The 18,242-nt window shown below is 41.7% G+C and carries 20 protein-coding genes; 7 read left to right on the top strand and 13 right to left on the bottom strand.

What is annotated here, in order from left to right:
- The first annotated feature begins 487 nt into the window (after positions 1–487).
- Positions 488–1,792, top strand: a complete 1,305-nt coding sequence (locus HBHAL_RS18695; RefSeq protein WP_014645087.1) for an alpha/beta hydrolase — start codon at positions 488–490, stop codon at positions 1,790–1,792.
- A gap of 43 nt (positions 1,793–1,835) precedes the next feature.
- On the opposite strand, the gene HBHAL_RS18690 is transcribed toward HBHAL_RS18695, so the two are convergent.
- The 3 genes from HBHAL_RS18690 to HBHAL_RS18680 form a co-directional block, all read right to left on the bottom strand.
- Positions 1,836–2,558: a Bax inhibitor-1/YccA family protein gene (locus HBHAL_RS18690; protein ID WP_014645086.1), complete on the bottom strand. Its 723-nt coding sequence runs from the start codon at positions 2,556–2,558 to the stop codon at positions 1,836–1,838.
- 127 nt (positions 2,559–2,685) lie between these two features.
- On the bottom strand, positions 2,686–3,309 hold the full coding sequence (locus tag HBHAL_RS18685) for a response regulator (RefSeq protein WP_014645085.1): 624 nt from the start codon (positions 3,307–3,309) through the stop codon (positions 2,686–2,688).
- Entirely contained in the window at positions 3,287–4,639 is a 1,353-nt protein-coding gene (locus HBHAL_RS18680; protein WP_041601459.1) for a sensor histidine kinase, read from the bottom strand. Before HBHAL_RS18680 ends, HBHAL_RS18685 begins: the two co-directional genes overlap by 23 nt.
- 188 nt (positions 4,640–4,827) lie before the next feature.
- On the opposite strand from HBHAL_RS18680, the gene HBHAL_RS18675 reads away from it, so the two are divergent.
- Genes HBHAL_RS18675 through HBHAL_RS18665 form a run of 3 tightly spaced genes read left to right on the top strand, consistent with a single transcriptional unit; the run spans position 4,828 to position 7,556 of the window.
- Entirely contained in the window at positions 4,828–5,433 is a 606-nt protein-coding gene (locus HBHAL_RS18675; protein ID WP_014645083.1) for an anthranilate synthase component II, read from the top strand.
- Entirely contained in the window at positions 5,430–7,154 is a 1,725-nt protein-coding gene (gene pabB, locus HBHAL_RS18670) for an aminodeoxychorismate synthase component I (protein WP_014645082.1), read from the top strand. Before HBHAL_RS18675 ends, pabB begins: the two co-directional genes overlap by 4 nt.
- A gap of 33 nt (positions 7,155–7,187) precedes the next feature.
- Complete coding sequence (locus HBHAL_RS18665) at positions 7,188–7,556, top strand: thiol-disulfide oxidoreductase DCC family protein (protein WP_014645081.1); 369 nt, start codon at positions 7,188–7,190, stop codon at positions 7,554–7,556.
- A 12-nt stretch (positions 7,557–7,568) separates the two neighbouring features.
- Here the strand turns inward: HBHAL_RS18665 and HBHAL_RS21625 are convergent, their stop codons facing one another.
- From HBHAL_RS21625 to HBHAL_RS18645, 5 genes are all read right to left on the bottom strand, one after another.
- A complete protein-coding gene (locus HBHAL_RS21625) occupies positions 7,569–7,745 on the bottom strand; it encodes a hypothetical protein (protein WP_014645080.1) in 177 nt (58 codons plus the stop codon).
- A gap of 31 nt (positions 7,746–7,776) precedes the next feature.
- On the bottom strand, positions 7,777–8,088 hold the full coding sequence (locus HBHAL_RS18660; protein WP_051005613.1) for a hypothetical protein: 312 nt from the start codon (positions 8,086–8,088) through the stop codon (positions 7,777–7,779).
- Entirely contained in the window at positions 8,081–8,290 is a 210-nt protein-coding gene (locus HBHAL_RS18655; RefSeq protein WP_041601458.1) for a helix-turn-helix transcriptional regulator, read from the bottom strand. Before HBHAL_RS18655 ends, HBHAL_RS18660 begins: the two co-directional genes overlap by 8 nt.
- Before the next feature lie 366 nt (positions 8,291–8,656).
- Positions 8,657–9,226, bottom strand: coding sequence for a biotin transporter BioY (locus HBHAL_RS18650; protein ID WP_014645077.1), 570 nt, complete (start codon positions 9,224–9,226; stop codon positions 8,657–8,659).
- Positions 9,227–9,490: 264 nt separating this feature from the next.
- A complete protein-coding gene (locus HBHAL_RS18645; RefSeq protein WP_014645076.1) occupies positions 9,491–10,501 on the bottom strand; it encodes an NADP-dependent oxidoreductase in 1,011 nt (336 codons plus the stop codon).
- Positions 10,502–10,649: 148 nt separating this feature from the next.
- Between HBHAL_RS18645 and HBHAL_RS20495 the strand changes: the two genes are divergently transcribed.
- Together HBHAL_RS20495 and HBHAL_RS18635 are read left to right on the top strand one after the other, a co-directional pair.
- Positions 10,650–11,414: a GNAT family N-acetyltransferase gene (locus HBHAL_RS20495; RefSeq protein ID WP_014645075.1), complete on the top strand. Its 765-nt coding sequence runs from the start codon at positions 10,650–10,652 to the stop codon at positions 11,412–11,414.
- The gene (locus tag HBHAL_RS18635; RefSeq protein WP_014645074.1) at positions 11,392–12,102 is read left to right on the top strand and encodes an alpha/beta fold hydrolase; all 711 of its coding nucleotides are present in this window, start codon (positions 11,392–11,394) and stop codon (positions 12,100–12,102) included. Before HBHAL_RS20495 ends, HBHAL_RS18635 begins: the two co-directional genes overlap by 23 nt.
- Positions 12,103–12,137: 35 nt before the next feature.
- Here the strand turns inward: HBHAL_RS18635 and HBHAL_RS18630 are convergent, their stop codons facing one another.
- Complete coding sequence (locus tag HBHAL_RS18630) at positions 12,138–12,503, bottom strand: DUF779 domain-containing protein (protein ID WP_014645073.1); 366 nt, start codon at positions 12,501–12,503, stop codon at positions 12,138–12,140.
- Between the two features lie 24 nt (positions 12,504–12,527).
- The gene (exaC, locus tag HBHAL_RS18625; protein WP_014645072.1) at positions 12,528–14,048 is read right to left on the bottom strand and encodes an acetaldehyde dehydrogenase ExaC; all 1,521 of its coding nucleotides are present in this window, start codon (positions 14,046–14,048) and stop codon (positions 12,528–12,530) included.
- A gap of 199 nt (positions 14,049–14,247) precedes the next feature.
- On the opposite strand from exaC, the gene HBHAL_RS18620 reads away from it, so the two are divergent.
- Positions 14,248–15,123: a 5'-3' exonuclease gene (locus HBHAL_RS18620; RefSeq protein ID WP_014645071.1), complete on the top strand. Its 876-nt coding sequence runs from the start codon at positions 14,248–14,250 to the stop codon at positions 15,121–15,123.
- Positions 15,124–15,151: 28 nt separating this feature from the next.
- Here HBHAL_RS18620 and HBHAL_RS18615 read toward each other — a convergent pair whose 3' ends face one another.
- The 3 genes from HBHAL_RS18615 to HBHAL_RS18605 all read right to left on the bottom strand — a co-directional run bounded on the left by HBHAL_RS18615 (position 15,152) and on the right by HBHAL_RS18605 (position 18,228).
- The gene (locus HBHAL_RS18615) at positions 15,152–16,414 is read right to left on the bottom strand and encodes a helix-turn-helix transcriptional regulator (RefSeq protein WP_014645070.1); all 1,263 of its coding nucleotides are present in this window, start codon (positions 16,412–16,414) and stop codon (positions 15,152–15,154) included.
- Positions 16,415–16,563: 149 nt separating this feature from the next.
- Positions 16,564–17,196, bottom strand: coding sequence for an SDR family oxidoreductase (locus HBHAL_RS18610; protein WP_014645069.1), 633 nt, complete (start codon positions 17,194–17,196; stop codon positions 16,564–16,566).
- Positions 17,197–17,292: 96 nt separating this feature from the next.
- Positions 17,293–18,228 carry a PD-(D/E)XK nuclease family protein gene (locus HBHAL_RS18605; RefSeq protein WP_014645068.1) on the bottom strand — a complete coding sequence of 312 codons (936 nt, stop codon included), beginning with the start codon at positions 18,226–18,228 and terminating at the stop codon, positions 17,293–17,295.
- Positions 18,229–18,242 lie beyond the last annotated feature (14 nt).

Raw genomic sequence — 18,242 nt, 5'->3', positions numbered from 1 at the left:
TGTTGTTGCTTCTCACGAATCGCTTGTCGGTGGATGCTTGCCGCGGGCACGGTCTCAGCTAACTTGGTCAAGAAGACCACTTGACCAAGTGGATCTTCGGCTCGCGCTGTTCCCGCAGGCGTCACCACCGAACGCTTATCGTGGAATCAACGAAAATCCATCTAAAAAGAGTGCGTTTCTTGAACTTACAAAAGCCAACCGCTCGTAAACGATCCGTGAAACGAATGAAGGGATAGAGGGGATAAGTCCGCTTTTGTGTAGCCTATTTTTCATAAATCTTCAGTTTTTCAGCGGCCTCCCGGAGCAATGGCGGGAGACCACATCGGTATGATAAATCAACAATAACCTTTAATAGAGCCTAGAAATTAAAGATTTTCACGGACACATATGTTATAAATAGGTTAATTATTAAAATTCTTATAACATTTATTGTGGAATATTGTTCTGTCTTAAGTACGTATCTTTGAGGAAAAAAGGGAGGTTCATTATGCGTGTTTGGCTGCCGATCATCATGTTGGTCTTTTTAATAACAGCTGGCTGTAGTGAAGGAAATCAGACATCTGAAGGAAGTGATAAAATGGGAGGAGATGATTTAGAGGGGGAATGGAGTGGTTCCATTCAAGTGCCTGATCAGCCCTTAAATATCATCGTGGAGTTTCGTGAGGAGGAATCTCTGCAAGGTGAAATATCAATCCCTGCTCAGAATATAGAAGACTATCCCTTGGATCAAGTGAAGTTAAACGGGAGAGAACTTACGTTTCAAATGTCCATTTCCGGTCAGTCACTTCGTTTCATTGGAGCGGTGGAAAAGGATGTAATCAAAGGAACATTTACTCAGTCCGGCCAAAATTTTAACTTTGAATTACAGAAACAGAAAGCTTCTTCCTCCAGCGCAAGTAAGGAAGACTTTATGACGATTGAAACCATTACCGGCACCTTATATGGATCGCTGCTATTACCCGAAAAAGATTCAAAGCCCCCGGTAGCCTTAATTATTCCTGGCTCGGGACCTACGGATCGTAATGGCAACAGTCCTGGCATAGAAGGGAAAAATAATAGCCTGAAACTTCTTGCGGAAGAACTTGCGGATAGAGGAGTAGCGAGTGTTCGTTACGACAAACGAGGAGCGGGCAAAAATGCTCAAGCCGTCACGAAGGAAGGGGATATACGCTTCGATCAGTTTGTAGATGATGCTAAGCAATGGATAGATAAACTTAATGAAGATGAGCGCTTTTCCGAAGTAGTTGTAATTGGCCACAGTCAAGGGTCCCTGGTGGGTATGATTGCAGCTGAATCAGGAATTACAGATGCTTTTGTATCCATCTCAGGAGCTGGACGAACGTTTGATCAATTGTTAGAAGATCAGCTTTCTAAAAGTTTGACGGATGATTTATATCAGGAAAGCCTCACGATCCTTGAGCGGTTAAGAGAAGGGGAAACCGTTAAAGAAGTGAGTGATCCTCTAATGAGTGTGTTCAATCCCTCCGTACAGCCTTTCTTGCAATCGTGGATGGCCTATGACCCCGCTGAACAAATGAGAGAAACGGAAATCCCAACCCTTATTGTGAATGGAACAAACGACCTTCAAGTTACTAAAAAGGATGCTCAAATTCTAGCAGATGCTAACCCTGAGGCAGAATTACTCCTTATCGAAGGTATGAATCATGTTCTGAAAAAGGCTCCCGAAGACCGGGAGGGGAATCTAAAGACATATGGGAATCCTGATTTACCTTTAGCAGAGGAATTAGTGCCAGGAATTATGGATTTTTTGACTCAGCATGGGGTAAAGTAGAAGAGTAAAAGGAGCCTTTCCGCGCATGGAAAGGCTCCTTTCATTATCTCCTGAGCTTTTGTAGCAGACGGAGAATTTCAATATATAGCCATACAAGTGTAACGATCAGCCCGAAAGCGCCGTACCATTCCATATGTTTAGGGGCACCGCGGTTTACGCCTTCTTCAATAAAATCAAAGTCTAGAACAAGGTTCAGCGCAGCAATGGCAACAATAAATAGACTAATACCAATACCGATCGGTCCGCTGGAATGAAGATAAGGAACCTCCATACCAAAGAAAATGTTCATGACAAAGTTAATGAGATAAACGACAAAAATGCCTAGAGTAGCGGATACAACCATCAGTCGGAAGTTTTTCGTTACCTTAATCACTCGACTCGCGTATAGGAACAGCAGCACACCCATAACGGCGAGCGTCAAGGATGCCGCTTGAATAACGATGCCAGGGTAGCTGCTTTCAAAAAAGGCTGAAATCCCTCCAATAAAGAAGCCTTCGAGTGCAGCATAAATCGGAGCGGTTATGGGAGCTGCTTTAGGTATGAATGCCGTAATTAAAGCAAAAATTAAGCCGCCGATTGCACCGATCAGCATCATAGCTGTAACATCTGCTCCTAGAGAATACTGATACCAGGTGTATAGCGAAGTCCCTAAAAGAAAAATAAATAAGAGTGCAATTTTCGCAACCGTTCCGCCAAGCGTCATGGTTTCACCTTGGCTGCGACTTTGGAAAGTATCGTTTTTTAATACAGGGTTTCCTGTTCTCATGGTGTCCCTCCTTTAAATAGCTTGTCATAGTAATATACTAGAGCTAAATGTATTTCATTACTGTAAGATTGTACCCTAACAGGATGAGATTACACGTAGAGATGCGCGTTGGAGATTTAGAAACTATTCAATGGGTGTACCACTTATACAGTTTTTTCGGCCGTCCGATTTTCTGGTGACTGACCACTTGTTTTACTTTGCCTTCTTCTAATAGATGCATAAGATAGCGGTAAACGGTAGGGTAGGCAAGACCGACTTCTTTAGAAATACCATCTACTGAAATCGGGGATTTGTGTTCCTTCAGGAAACGGGCAACGGTTTGTAATGTCCCCTTACTGATCCCTTTCACCGTGAAAACGTCCTCTTCCTCATCCTGGACACTCTTCATATTCGCAATTTGAGCATGAAGACGAATCCGTGATATTAAATCTGGCGCCTTCACGGGTTTTAATGCGAAATCAGTTGCGCCTTCTTCAAGAAAGCGGTCGGCCACTTCCTGTCGTTCATCTACCGTCAGGACAAGGATCGGGATCTGCTGATTATGTTTACGCAGCTCGCGGACGGTCTGCAAACCATCCATCTCGGGCATATGATAATCAACTAACACCACATCGAATGCGCCTTTTAGGAATTTCTCTATACCCTCTCTGCCATTCACTGCTGTATCGGATTCCCATTCTGCATGTTTACAGAATTCCGTCAGCATAAAGCGCAGGGATTCGTCATTATCAATGATCAGGATCTTCATCATTCACTCTCTCCTTCGGTATATGAATCCAGAATGTAGTGCCAATTCCATGTTCACTCTCAATGGACAATTCGGCTTCATGTTCTTGGACTACATTTTTTACAAACGTCAAGCCGACCCCAGGGTGGGACTTGGTACTATATCCGGCATTCCAAATTTTCTCTATATTTTCTTCACTAATCCCGTGTCCATTATCTTTTACACCGATATAGACCCCGCCTTCCCCTACTTTTGAACAGATCGTTACGGTGGCGTCACTCAGACCTTCTACGGCATCACTTGCGTTATCAATTAAGTTCACAAGTGCTCGAGTCATTCGGATTTTATTAATGTAGATCTGAATATTCTCATCTGCCTGCAGATCAAAATCATAAATGGTGGCCGAATCCGAAAGTTTATTAGCTCGTACATATTCAATGAATGTCTTTAATGTACACCAATTTTTCTTTTCATGGTACAAGATTTCAGAAACCATGTCGCTGGTTGATTGAATAGATGAAGAGATTTTATCGGTGTAGCGGAGAATTTCAGGATCCTCTGTTTTCATTTGAATTAATGAATTTAACCCTTCCATTAAAGAGAGGGGGGTTTTCAGATCATGCACAAGGTGCAGGGCTTCTCGACCAGAACGTGACTCCACCATTTCCAGGCGGGCAATGTCGAGGTCCTGGCGCATTTTCCATTTCTGTTCCGAGACCGTTAAATAAACAGCCAGAACAATAGCGTTAACGATAAATACGGCACTGAAAACCAGACTGTAAAATGACAGCGTCGTACCAAAGCCAAGTTGTTCAGCGATCGCCTTCACTTCCATCGAAATCGTACCGCCTCCAAATCCAAAGGCACTTAAAAATAATACGGTATCGAGCCATTGGACTCCAAAGAGCAATTGCACTAACACAAAGGATTTAAAAACAGGACGAAGCCTTCCTTTACCGAGCATATGCAGAAGCATAATGGACAATAACAGAATCAGGGCAGGGGCGCCGAAATGATAATTAATGGAGTTATACCCGTTAATGATCAGGTAACTTAGTGGAATAATGGACAAGGGAATGAGTACCTTAAGCCAGGGTTTTCCGTAATAGGCGCCGATCTCATCTCCTAGAAGCAAGGCCCCTATATAGTGCGGAAGAGCGCGAATGGTGTTCAATAGGACAAGAGCGAAAGCGGCCATCATCAACGTGCTTCCATCCGGTTCTTCTCTTAAGCTTCTCATTAAGCTGCCAAGCCCGGACACCTCTACGCTGAGCCATAAAGGCATTGATATCCCAAGTACGATCAGAAGGACTTTTATCCAGATACTTTTGGAGCGCAATAAAGCTTTATTCATCCTAATCATCCTAACGCCGAGCATTCTTTCTTTTCATTCTAATACAGGAAAAGAATTTTTTCGATTCTTTTTTACGTAAAAGCGTTACTATAACGTGATGATTTTTCCTTTAAGAAATTATAGAATCAAATGAGAAAGCTTGTATAATGATAATAGAAACCATTACATCAAGTGAAGGTGCTGCTATTATGATCTTAATCTTAGATAATTATGATTCATTTACTTATAATCTTGTTCAATATTTTAAACAAATCGATAAAAACGTAAAAGTATATAGAAACGATCAGATATCCATTGAGGGTATCAAAAGCCTTAATCCCGACTTTATTGTTCTGTCGCCCGGCCCCGGGTCACCTGAAGAGACGGGGGTATGCCAGGACGTTCTCAAGCAGTTTCATCAGTCCAAACCCATTCTTGGCATATGTTTAGGTCATCAATTAATCGTTCATTTCTTTGGGGGCACGGTGAGAGAGGGGGCCCGGCCCATGCACGGAAAAGTCACGAAAATCAATCATGACGGGAAGACCATTTTCCGGAACATTCCAGAGGAAGTCCAAGTCACGCGTTACCACTCCCTTCATACCCCACCGGAGGATATTCCTCCTATGATGGAAGTTAGTGCTGCTTCGGAAGATGGCGTAGTGATGGCCGTGAGGCATCGGACACTTCCTATAGAAGGTATTCAATTTCATCCAGAGTCCATCATGACAGATTACGGATATCAGATGCTCGTTAATGCTTATCACTCCGCTGTTTCCAAAAGTAGTCTGGAATTGGAGGGAGCGCTTCAATGAAAGGGCCAACCTTATTATTCGAGTTTAGTGATCGTTATGGAGACAAGAGCCCAAAAAGATTTACTGACCCGGAGCGTGTTATTTCTGCTGAAACGGTCGAACAGGTGGAGCAAGCGTTTCTTGAAGTTGAACAGGCGTTGCAGCAAGGCTTTTATGCCGCAGGGTTTGTTTCCTACGAAGCTGCACCTGCCTTTGACAAGGCTTTACAAGTTCATTCGAACTCGGAATGGCCGCTGGTCTGGTTTGGAATATTTCATGAACCTGTCTCTAGCGAAGCAAGCGCCCATTCGGACTCGTTTCAAGTATCAGATTGGCTCATGGAAGGCGATTACAGCCAGTATAAAGAAGGTATAAGCGAGATAAAAAAAGCCATAAAGCTGGGAGAGACTTACCAGGTAAACTACACAACCAGGCTAAACGCCGACTTCTCAGGAAATGAATATGCATTTTATAGACAACTGTCTGCTGCGCAGAAATCTTCATACAGTGCTTATATTAATACGGGCACACACCAGCTATTATCCGCTTCACCTGAGTTGTTTTTCCGTATCGATGATGGGACGATCACCACGAAGCCGATGAAAGGAACAGCCCCTCGGGGTAGGTTTCTTGCAGAAGATGAAAAGCGGAAAGCTGATCTTCTTCGTTCAGAAAAAGAGCGATCTGAAAATCTGATGATTGTGGATCTACTTCGAAATGATCTCGGGAGGATTGCTTTACCCGGTTCCGTCCATGTACCTGAGCTCTTTGAAGTGGAGACTTATCCAACCGTCCATCAAATGACCTCCACGATAAAAGGACAACTCGATGATTCCTTCAGTATGTGGGAAGTTTTTCAAGCTTTATTCCCGTGTGGATCTATTACGGGCGCTCCTAAAGTTCGGACGATGGAATATATTCGAGAGTTAGAACGCAGTCCGCGTGAGGTGTATTGCGGAGCCATAGGGTATATGACCCCTGAAAAGGAAGCTGTTTTCAACGTTCCGATTCGTACAGTCATGTTGAATAATGGAACGGCAGCCTATGGAACAGGCGGGGGAGTAACATGGGAATCTACATCTGAGGGAGAGTATGAGGAGATCCATACAAAGGCTAAACTTCTCACTGAAACTGTGCCTGAATTCCGGTTGTTAGAAACAATGAGGTTGGACGATGGAAGGATTTCTTTACTTCCTTATCACCTGAAACGTGTACAGAATTCCGGTGATTATTTTGGATTTAAAGTTGATCAAGCGCTGCTGCTACAGAAAATACGTGAAATTAGTTCCCTTCATCGAGAAGGCTTGCACAAGGTAAGAATGTTGGTGGATCAAGAAGGGAACCCTGAAATTGAGTGCAAAACATTAGGTGAATTCCCGTCAGCTTTAGCAGCCGAATTGGCCGAACAACCCGTAAATGAGCAAGACCCTTTTTTATTCCATAAAACGACTCACAGAAAAGTTTACGAAAAACATCAAAAGAAAAATAAAATGGTGTTGCTATGGAACCAAAAAGGTGAATTAACGGAGTTTATCATCGCTAATCTTGTGGTGAAATTTAATGGAGAATTTTACACGCCACCCATTTCCTGCGGCCTGCTTTCAGGTACTTACCGAAAACAATTAGTCGAAGAAGGAAAACTTAAGGAGCGGGTTCTGAGGAAAGAAGAGTTGGAAAAATACCAGGAAATATGGATGATTAATAGCGTTCGCGGCTGGGTTAGAGTCCATCTCATGGATTAGTCAGCACTTCGATGGAACAAAGGAGATGATAGAATGAAACATGTGGTTTTTTATGATGCTCAGTGTCCTTTTTGTTACCAGATTAAGAGAGTTTTCAGCAAGTTTGACTGGTTGGACCAAATTAAGTGGGTGTCTGTCCAAGCAATTGAGCAAAGTGGAAAGTATCCCTACTTAGAAGGCCGAAACACCCTGGATGAGATTCATATGCTGACGAAGGAGGGAGAGATCAAGAAAGGGTTCTTTACGATACGCAGATTGATGCTTGTATTGCCACCCGTATCTTTAATTGGTCTTCTTCTTTATTTACCAGGTTTGCATCTTATCGGATCCCCTCTTTATTTATGGTTTTCAAGCCACCGATACCAATGGTTCGGACGCTATGAATACCCGAGATATTCCTAGTGAAACGCCCCCCTAGTCACGGGGGCGTTTTTTGTTCTGGCGTTTCCACATGCTTCTTGCCCCGAAAATAATAACGATAATGGCTATAATAAGCGCTGTCCAGCTCTCGTTGGCAATACCCTGATAAATTCCATTCCCGAGAAACAATAAACAAAGTAAAAGAAAAATCATGAGCGAGATCGTATTCATAGCTGTCCCCCTTAGCTTCCTGACTTAAAAATTAGTTATTTGCAGCGTGATGATAAGCAAAGAAACCATAGGCTGTCATATGCCCCACATATAGAAAAGTGAGCAGGAAGAAAGAAAAGGTAACTCCTTCTACTACGATTTCCACAGCCCAGACTATAATGATCAGGGCTGAGGTAACCATCCAGCCACCTGCGCGAGCGTGCACACTGATGGTATGCTGACGCTCATCAAGTTGTCTGTTTTTCTTCATAAACTTACGGTTAATCAAAATAACCGCTAGTGCAATGGATAACCCCACAACCAATCCTGTAAGTCCAATCATGTTATTCCAGAAGTCATTCAATGTTTTCATCTCCTTCAAAGATAAATAGATCTTCGATATGACAGTTAAAAATCTGGGCAAGCTTGTGGGCAAGGACTAGAGAAGGTTTATACTTTCCTTTTTCAAGAGATATCACCGTCTGTCTCGACACATTCAGGAGTTCTGAGAGTCGCTCCTGGGTCAATTGATGATCGATTCGCTGATCCCTGATGATATTTTTCATAGCTTCCTCCAAGTGTGATTTTGTAAAGTAAACTTAACGTTAAGTTTACTTTACTTTTATGGGGAGCGTCAAGGTGAATGTGTGGTGAAAGTAAAAAAAATAAGCCGGAGCGGAGTCCTGGCTTATTTAAAACCTTTCTTAATCATGAACGATGAAACTTTTCCCTTCGTTTATCGTTTGTAGGGAGAATCCCCTGCACCTCGATAGAAGCAGGGGTGGGAGTTGAATGATGGACTTTTCAGTGCGAAGTAGGCGGAAGATAATTACTACATTTTCCATCATGAGCCAATGAGGGAAACTCCTCACTATGCCGTTTTCTTCATCGAACTTTCTTCTAGCAGTGTGGCTCAAATGATTAACCCCATTTTAAGCCACAGCTTTCCTGGAAGAATGAATTAAGTTCGCCTGTACAAGACGCCTTCTGACAGTTATTCCAATCCAGCTTGCCAGAAAGGCTTTGATTAATCCTACAGCGATAAAAGGATAGACACCGGCGGCAAGGGCTTGCGTCCAAGTGAGATCTAAAACAAATTTTAATTGGATCGTTCCAAACAAAAGGGTGACAATCATTCCGGCCGTATTGGCTATTAAAGCCATTGGTAAGTTGAATGAAGTTTTTTCTAAGATATACCCAGTGACAAATGCCGCAGCAATAAATCCAATGATATATCCTCCCGTAGGACCAGCCAGCACCTGAGCCCCGCCTTTAAAACCTGCGAATACAGGTAGTCCGGCTGCTCCTAAAGCAGCGTAACAAGTCATTGCTGCCGCTCCCTGACGGCTTCCTAAAATAGTAGCGGTTAATCCCACCGCCAACGTTTGACCGCTGATCGGAACTACTGGAAGAGGAATTTCTACTTGAGCCAGTATAGCTGTAGTGGCTGCAAAAATGGCGCAGTTGATCATCATTCGAAGTCTTCTGCTCTCGGAGTTCAAATTAACCCCACCTTGTTAACTTATTTTATTTCAGGTTAACATAAATAGTTTGAAAGGGAATACATTTTTTGGAAGAAATGAAAATTAACTTTTCATTTCTGAGGGAGCCCGTGATAGGGAAGAACCCTTTTTGAGGCACTGGCTATTAACGCATGTTCGAACAAAGAGAATTGGCACGATATAAAACAAAAAGAGAGCGTACAACATCTGTACGCTCTCTTAAATAGTCAGGCGAAAAAAACCGTACACCTGCTCTATTACCTATTAAGATTTTTGAGAAGGTTCTGCTACTTTAACGAGCTGTTTACCAAGGTTAGCTCCTTCAAACAGACCAAAGAAAGCGTCAGGAATGTTTTCGAAGCCTTCGGTGATCGTTTCTTCGTAAGTGAGTTTTCCTTCGCTCAACCATTTGGATAATTGCTGGAAACCTTCGGAGAAGCGGTTTTGATAATCCCCTACAGTGAATCCTTTAATTAATACACTGGATTTAATTAAGTGCATTTGAATACGCGGTCCCTGGTCATTCGGGACGTTATAAGAAGAAATGGCACCACACTGGGCAATTCTTGCATACTTATTCAGAAGCGGATAGACGGCATCGGAGATATCTCCGCCTACGTTATCGAAATATACATCAATACCGTTCGGGCATTTCTCCTGAAGAGCTTCAGATACATTTTCAGTCTTGTAGTTGATGGTCGCGTCTACGCCTAGTTCTTCTTTTAAATAACTGGTTTTTTCGTCTGTGCCAGCAATACCAACAACGCGGCAGCCCATAATTTTACCGATTTGAACAACGGTGGAACCAACAGCGCCTGCTGCTCCGGAGACTAGAATCGTTTCTCCTTCTTTAGGTTGTCCGATGTCCATTAAGCCGAAATACGCGGTAAGGCCTGGCATGCCAAGAATACCTAGAGAAGTAGTGATCGGTCCGAGACTCGGATCAATTTTACGAAGGCCGTCTGCTTTTTGTACCGTATATTCTTTCCATGGAAGCATTCCAGTAATAATGTCGCCTTCACTTAATTGGTCAGCGTTGGATTGCACCACTTCTGCGACAGCACCGCCTTCAATAGGTTCGTTTAGTTGAAAAGGTGCAACATAGGATTTGGCGTCGCTCATTCGACCTCTCATGTAAGGGTCTACGGATACGTATAACATTTTCAGGAGTACTTCTCCTGAACCTGGTTCAGGCTGGTTATTTTCTACAACTTTAATATGTTCATGCGTAGGTGCAGCTTTTGGTCTTTCTACTAAATGTATTTCACGATTCATTTGATAAAACTCCTTTCCTCGATCTCAACCTATATTGTATCGCGTAAGGTTCATAAAATGAAAATAATGTGATTGTTATTCCCATACCTGGCTCAGATAAGGTAGGATGATAGGGGAACAGTGTAGAAGTAAAATCTTAGGAGGATTTATGGAGCAGAAGCAAAATCTATATGAAAAAGTCAAATTTGTAATAGGAGATAATTTTATAACCATAGAAGAAACGGGTCACTTAACAGACCAGGAACTTTGTCAGTTAACGGATCTCTTAGTTACAGATAAAGATATTCAGCAGGTGGACAACCTAACGATTCTAGTGAACAGCGATCGATCAACAGAAGTCGAGAAGTATCTAAATTCCTGCCAATTCCAAATTCATGATGAGAAAACCTTTGTCCGATTTGACCTCAGCAAAGTGGTGAAGGAATCGTTGGTTTTTACTATGAAATCGCTGAGAGATATTCCTGTGGAACACTTTAAGGACTTATGGAAAAGATCTATGGAAGGATCTTTAAACGCTTCGTCATATTTAAGTATGGACGAACAAATAGGAAGCGTAAGAAAGGAATTGGGTTCTTCTTACATAGATACGTGCAATGTGGCTTATGAAAACAAGGAAGCCATTGGTGTGGTAATGCCTCACATTGAGCCCGGGACAGAAGATGAAGGTCGGATGTTTTATTTTGGGCTGGTTCCGGAAGCTCGAGGTCAAGGGAAAGGCTCGATTCTTTATAGACAGGGATTGTATATGTTGAAAGAAGAATTTGGAGCGTTATATAGTGTAGGAGCTACAAGTATAAACAACCATCCTATGCTTTCCGTACTTCAACGGAACGGCTGTGAGGTTACAGAAACCATTAAATTATTTAAAAGGTCGAATAGAGGGGGATTCGATGATTCTTCACACCACTATTAAAGGGACAGGGGAGCCAATAATATTTCTTCATAGCAGGCTGGAAACAGGGATTACAGATTTTGAATACCAATGTGACCAGTTGTGTGATCAGTTTCAGGTGATCCTTCCTGACTTAAGGGGACACGGCAATTCTTTCAGTGATGAATTTAACCATTTCTTTGAGAATACAGCTCAGGATCTTGCTGAAACGATGGAACAGTTACAAGTGAAGGAAGCTCACATTATCGGCAGTGATTTAGGAGCATTTGCCGGGATTTTATTGGCCCGAAATCACCCTCAGAGAGTAAAGAGTTTAACGGTTTCGGGTATTTATCCCAAAAAACCTGCCCGTTGGAACCAGCTGCATAGAAAAGAGACCGAGAAACAAAGGCGTCTGCTTCGAGATAAGACTCAGATAGATTATTACAACCTCCTTCATAATACAAACTGGAGAGAATTTATTTACCTGGCTAGAAACCCGGACTGGTATCCGTTTTATTTATCCGAAGGTTTAGCTGACCTGAGGGTACCTGTGCTTTTCATAGCGGGGGAGTCCGTTCAGTATGAAGCATCTGGCGTTTCCATTTACGGAGCTTGTCCTTATATTCATAAAGCGGTACTTCCTTTTGCCGGCCACTCTGTTCATAAAGATCAACCAGTTATTTATAACCATATTCTCCTGCAGTTTCTTCGAAAAATAACAACATAAAACAGCCCTCTTCATGCAATAAAGAGGGCTGTTCCTTATCGTTCTATGCTTTGAAGTTCTGCTGCTTCTTCTTTTGTAAAAGCACGTGACCTTGATAAGAATCTTTTTCCTTCTACGCCTTCTAAAGAAAACATTCCTCCGCGCCCATCTACTACATCAATAATCAATTGAGTATGCTTCCAGTATTCATACTGCTTTTTGTTTATATAAAAGGGGGAAGAACCAATTTCACCTAATAGAAGATCCTGCTTGCCTATCATTAAGTCACCATCTGGATAACACATTGGCGAACTTCCGTCACAACACCCTCCGGACTGATGAAACATCAAAGGTCCATGCTTATCTTTCAGCTTGTCAATCAGTTCGAGGGCGGCATCAGTGGCAGTCACACGTTCGATCATCTATTGTCACCTCCTCACTTAAGGTTAATAGAATCCTAGTTTCTGAGGACTGTAGCTGACGAGCATGTTTTTGGTCTGTTGATAGTGGCTTAACATCATTTTATGGTTCTCACGCCCAACACCAGACATTTTGTATCCGCCAAAGGCTGCATGGGCAGGGTAAGTATGATAACAATTGGTCCAGACTCTACCGGCTTCAATTCCCCGTCCGAAACGATAGGCCGTATTCATATCCCGCGTCCATATTCCGGCTCCCAGACCATACAGTGTATCGTTTGCAATGGACATGGCTTCTTCTTTGTCTTTAAAGGTGGTAACAGAAAGAACAGGTCCAAAGATCTCTTCCTGAAAGACACGCATGTCGTTGGTTCCTTTAAACATGGTAGGCTTCACATAATAACCATCTTTAAAATCGCCGTCCAGCTGGTTCCTTTCGCCGCCTACAAGGCATTCTGCACCTTCCTCTTTGCCAATTTGCAGGTAAGATAAGATCTTATCCAGCTGTTCAGAGGAAGCCTGAGCTCCCATCATAACTTCAGGATCCAGTGGATTACCTGTTTTGATGGCTTTCACACGTTCAATAGCACGGTCCATAAACTGGTCATATATCGATTCCTGTATAAGAGCTCTTGATGGACATGTACAGACCTCACCCTGGTTTAACGCGAACATGACCATGCCTTCAATCGTTTTATCTAAAAAGTCATCATCTTCACGCATCACATCCTCAAAGAAAATATTTGGTGATTTCCCTCCAAGTTCTAACGTGACAGGGATGATGTTCTGGGAAGCATACTGCATGATCATTCGTCCGGTTGTGGTTTCACCAGTAAAAGCTACTTTATTAATGCGTGGATTCTGAGCAAGAGGCTTACCTGCTTCAAGCCCGAATCCATTTACTATGTTTAATACACCGGCAGGAAGGAGGTCTTCAATCAATTCGATTAAGTACAAAATCGATGCCGGAGTCTGTTCGGCTGGTTTTAGTACAATCGCATTTCCTGCTGCAAGAGCCGGTGCAACCTTCCATGTTGCCATTAAAATTGGGAAGTTCCACGGAATAATCTGACCTACGACTCCCAAGGGCTCATGGAAATGATAAGCAATGGTATCTTGATCAATTTCGCCAATTGACCCTTCCTGAGCACGAATAACAGATGCGAAATAGCGAAAATGATCCACAGCTAAAGGGATATCTGCATTTAAAGTTTCCCGTACCGCTTTTCCATTTTCCCAAGTTTCAGCTACTGCCAATTTTTCTAAGTTCTCTTCCATCCTGTCTGCGATCCTGTTAAGGATCAGCGATCGTTCGGTCACGGAGGTTTTTCCCCAGGCGTCTTTTGCCTGATGGGCAGCTTCAACAGCCAATTCCACATCTTCTTCTGTAGAACGGGCTACCTGACAGAAATTCTGACCTGTGACAGGTGTCACGTTTTCAAAGTATTCCCCGTTTACTGGGGGCGTCCATTTACCACCAATGAAGTTATCGTAACGCTCTTTGTATTGGACAATCGATCCTTCCGTATTCGGAAATGCATAGACCATTCTTATTCCTCCTCAGTGCATAATAAAGTGTAAACGCTTACAAAAAACTTTATGTAAAGAGTAGACACTTATCTTGAAACTAGCATGTTATCAGAATTTTGTCAATTATTAGAAGAATAGAGGGATATAAACGTTTTGGTGCCTGCTTGCTCCTTTTTGTTATAATAGAATCAACTTATCAATAAAGGGGAACAGGTGAATGACAACAACGAATCGAATTATGGTTGTGGACGGGATGGCTTTGTTATTCCGTGCTTTCTATGCTACAGCCATGAGCAATTATTATATGATTAATAGTAAGGGGACACCAACCAATGCCGTTTATGGCATGGTCAAGCACCTTTTTACAGCTATAGAAACCTATCAGCCTACGCATGTTGTGTGCTGCTGGGATATGGGAAGTCAGACATTCCGCAATGATTTATTTCCGGATTATAAAGCTAACCGCGGGGCCCCGCCAGAGGAATTAATTCCACAGTTTGATCTGGCTAAAGAGGTGGTCGAATCTCTTAATATACCAAATGTGGGGCAGGTTGGTTATGAGGCAGATGATTGTATGGGAACATTAAGCCGCCTTTATAGTGAGCACTCTCAAGTGTTTCTGCTTACAGGTGACCAGGACCTGCTTCAATTATTGCAGCCTAATGTTCACGTGGTTCTATTGAAGAAAGGGTACGGTAATTATGCTGAATACCATCAAGACTCCTTTTACGAGGAAAAAGGGATCACACCCTCTCAAATGGTAGATTTAAAAGCTTTAATGGGAGACAGCAGTGATAACTATCCTGGAGTTAAAGGCATCGGTGAAAAGACGGCTCTCAAACTTCTAATGGAGCACCAGACTATTGAAGGGATTCTTGAAAACTTAGATAAACTGACAAAGGGGCAGCGTACCAAGATTGAGCAGGATTTAGAAATGCTTCACTTATCCAGGCAGCTTGCCAGAATTAATTGTGAAGCAGATGTTAACTGTTCTCTGGAGGACGCCCTATTCTATATTGATGATGAAAAAATGGAAGCTAAATTTAATGAACTGGAGTTCCGGAATTGGAAAAAGAATTTAGTTCGTATATAAAAGTCAGGAGCAGCTGCTCCTGACTTTTTTATAACAAATCTTTTTTTTGCGTAAACCTGAAGTTGTTGGCTTCTTTAAAGCACATGGCTGATTTCTTATATAATCGTTTTTGGTAAAAAATATTACCCAATATTTCTAAGCTGTTTTTGTATTCCCCATATTCATTGTTTTCTCTTAGATTAGGAATAATTTCATGTTCGAGTTTATGAGTAAACTCTTCCTTAAAAGTAGTACCCTCTATTGTATGTCTTAAAATGAAAAATTTATTTTGAAAGAAGGGTAGCTCATATTTTTTTGTTTTTTCTTCACCTTTACGCATGTAATGCCAACATTCGTCCATTTTACCATAATAGTAATAGGTGGAAGCCAGGAGGTAAATTGTACTAACCTCAAAAAAATACTCTATTGTTTCAATCTGGTTAGCCTGTTCCAAATGATGAAGAGATTCTTCAAAGCGTTCTTGATTAGCATAAACATATCCTAAGTTGTGATGAATTCTTCTTTTATCGATAGGCTGCAAATGGTATTTAGATATCTTTAATAGCTTTAAAAAATATTCTTCAGCAAGATCATAAATATCTAAATAGCGATAATTTAAAGCTATAATCATATAAGTGTCCACTGTTCTTGCATAGTTAAATGTATTCATGTATCCATCTAAGGCTTTATGAGCGAAATAATTTGACTCCACTGAGGATCTAATTTGGGAATAGGTTAGGGCTAAGTGAAAATAAACTTCACTATCGTTTACAGGTAGACGTTCCATTAATCGATTGGATTCAAGGAAATGGTTTAAAGCTTCTTTTAATTTCTGCATTAGTAGGCATTGGATTCCTAATACTTTATGATAAAAAAATTTAAATTCCTTTGATGAAGACATATAAATATCGTCTAACTCTTTAATTACTTCTTCAGATAAATCTCCTTCAGTTACTTTCATGTTATGACGAGCCCATATTACTTTATATAAATTTAAAAGTTCAATATTTTGATTTTTATTATAAGATATGGTGCATTTTTCATAATAATCATTCATTAAAGATAGATCTCTTAATTGAATGGCTTCATGCCACTCCAGAAGATCCTGGTAAATCTTTTCATCAAAATCCTGATTAATATCGTTCAACTTTATATTTAAACGTTCTCCAAGGAGTCTGTATATTTCTTCACTGGCATTTATAGTATTATGTTCAATTTTACTCAGGTAAGAGACCGAACATATCCCGGTCGCCAGATCTTCCAGGGTCATATTATTGAACTTACGATGTTGTTTAATTAATGAACCTTTCACTGTGCACAACTCCTTTAAAGCGCATAAGTATGTATATTATATCAAATCATGCTGCTCCTTCGTGTTTTTCTCTATTTTTTCTCGGTTCTTTCCAAAATAAAAGAAAACAAAAAAGCCACCTCCAGGCGGAGATGGCTTTTATAATCTAATTATAGGGAGCGTAGAGCTTCTTCAATTTGAGTGTCGCCTGAGATCATTTCAAACGTTTTATGGAAAACGCTTTGCTCTTGGAGAGCGGCAATCATGGTTTTGGCCACATCTGCGCGAGGAATGGCACCTTGTTCGACCGTCTCGCCTACTTTAATTTTGCTGGTTCCTTCTTCATGCGTTAGTCCGCCTGGACGAACAATTGTAAAGTCAAGCTCTGTGGACTTCAAGTAATCGTCCGCTTCGCCCTTCATTTGTAAATAATGCTTCAATTCTTCCGGGCCGCGCTCAGGATCTCCGGCAGCCATGGAGCTCAGCATAATGAATTTCTTAATGCCTAAGTTCTCTGTGTGTTTGATCAAGTTAATAGCACCGTCGCGGTCAACCGCTTCAGTTTGATCGGCTCCTGTACTTGCTCCGGAACCTGCTGCGAAGATAACAGCATCTTTACCTTTAATCGCGTGACCCACATCCTTAGTTAGATCCGCTAATACTGGAGTTCCTCCAAGTTCTTCAATCTTTGCCTTCTGTTCTTCCTTACGTACCAAACCAAATGGCTCATGACCATCTTCTTTTAAATATTGAATAAGTAAACGGCCTGTATGTCCGTTTGCTCCTGCTACTAGTACTTGCATGCTAAAACGACTCCTTCCGATAGATATGTTGTCCACTCCTTATGTAGCCTTTTTTTCGGAGCTTAAAACATAAGAACAGGTCAAAAGGAGGGTGAATTATGGAAAGCATAGCTCTTGATAGTTACAACGAGCGCAGACCCGGGGGTCCTCCTGCATGGGGAAATTCTCGATCGGAAGAGGCTTGTTTTTAGAGGAATCTTCCAGATAAGCTTTCATTTGCTCCATACTGATTTGATATAGATGCTGGACATTGATTAAATCCTGTTCTTTTAGTTGGTATTCAATATGGGTCCCTTCCAGTAAGTATTCATTACGGATAACGATATCCTCGATGGACGAGATGTCATATTTCTCTTTGAGATACAAGGCGTAAAGAGCGAGCTGGTTTCGATCTTCATCGGAAGCTTTACCGGTTTTCCAGTCCACAATGATCCATTGATCTTTTTGTAAGTCTTTATAGACAAGATCCATCACAATGAATATCTTAACTCCAGTGGCTTTCATAAAACGGAAATCCTCTGACTCGATAAAACGCATGTGCTTTTTATTTAAAACGTCTTGAAAAGAACGGCTGGAGTAAAAATTCTTAACCGTAGCCTGAAGACGGTTCGTTATCTTCTTAACTTTAGCCTCGGGAAGCTTATTGGATTGGCTATAATAGATCTCGTGAAGCATCGTGAAGTGTTTGGGGCGGTTCATCCATAAATGCTCTTTCCGAGTGGATTCAATAAAACCGCGATTTAAATGCCTCCTTATTTCCTCGGTGAGGGCTTGTTCATCTGGGATGTGCTGATTTTTAAGAACTTGCTGAATGGTTTGATAGATCAGGTCGTGAACGACACTCCCAAAATGCATCTCCAGATTGGTAATCTTCTTCAAACGATAGGTTTGTCGTGCAAGAGAGTCAGCATCTTTCAGCCAGCCATTATGTGAAAAATAGTAATCATAAGCATATTTACGAACACACGTCAGCATTGTCTTGTGACGCGAAAGGGACCAGGACAATTCGGGGTAGGGCTTGATTTCAAACATAGAAAACCTCCAAC

It is taken from the genome of Halobacillus halophilus DSM 2266 (assembly GCF_000284515.1).
In the GTDB taxonomy this organism is placed as follows: domain Bacteria; phylum Bacillota; class Bacilli; order Bacillales; family Halobacillaceae; genus Halobacillus; species Halobacillus halophilus.
Note: the sequence above shows the minus strand (reverse complement) of the source record. Positions and strands in the feature narration are given on the sequence as shown.